This is a genomic window from Rhodococcus cerastii, assembly GCF_033042195.1.
Classification (GTDB): domain Bacteria; phylum Actinomycetota; class Actinomycetes; order Mycobacteriales; family Mycobacteriaceae; genus Rhodococcoides.
In genome coordinates, this window is the sequence record NZ_JAWLKF010000052.1 from 1 (window position 1) to 502 (window position 502).

Genomic DNA, 502 nt, shown 5'->3' on the forward strand with positions numbered 1-502 from the left:
GTCATACGACTGACACGACTAGCTCGAAGAACCGACCTCGAAACGCACGAAGCGCTTGATCGTCACGCCGGCCTCGTCGAGGATCGCCTTCACGGACTTCTTGGAATCCTGAACCGAGGACTGCTCGGTCAGCACGACGTCCTTGAAGTACCCGTTGACACGGCCTTCGATGATCTTCGGCAGCGCCTGCTCGGGCTTGCCCTCCGCGCGGGCGGTCTCTTCGGCGATGTGGCGCTCGTTGGCGACGATGTCCTCGGGGACCTCGTCGCGCGTCACGTACTTGGCCTTGAGCGCGGCAACCTGCATGGCTGCGGCGCGAGCGGCCTCGGCCGCAGCGTCGCCTTCGCCGGTGTACTCGACGAGAACGCCGACGGCGGGCGGCAAGTCCGCACTGCGCTTGTGCAGATAGACGGCAACGGGCCCGTCGAAGGACGCGATCTTGCTCAGTTCGAGCTTCTCACCGATCTTCGCGGACTGTTCCTGCACGACGGTGTCGACAGTC

At 64.5% G+C, this 502-nt stretch carries 1 protein-coding gene; it reads right to left on the bottom strand.

Annotated features, from left to right (window positions below):
• Window positions 1-18: 18 nt before the first annotated feature.
• On the bottom strand, window positions 19-502 hold a 484-nt coding region (gene tsf / locus R3P93_RS24565; RefSeq protein ID WP_317534370.1), incomplete at its 5' end, for a translation elongation factor Ts.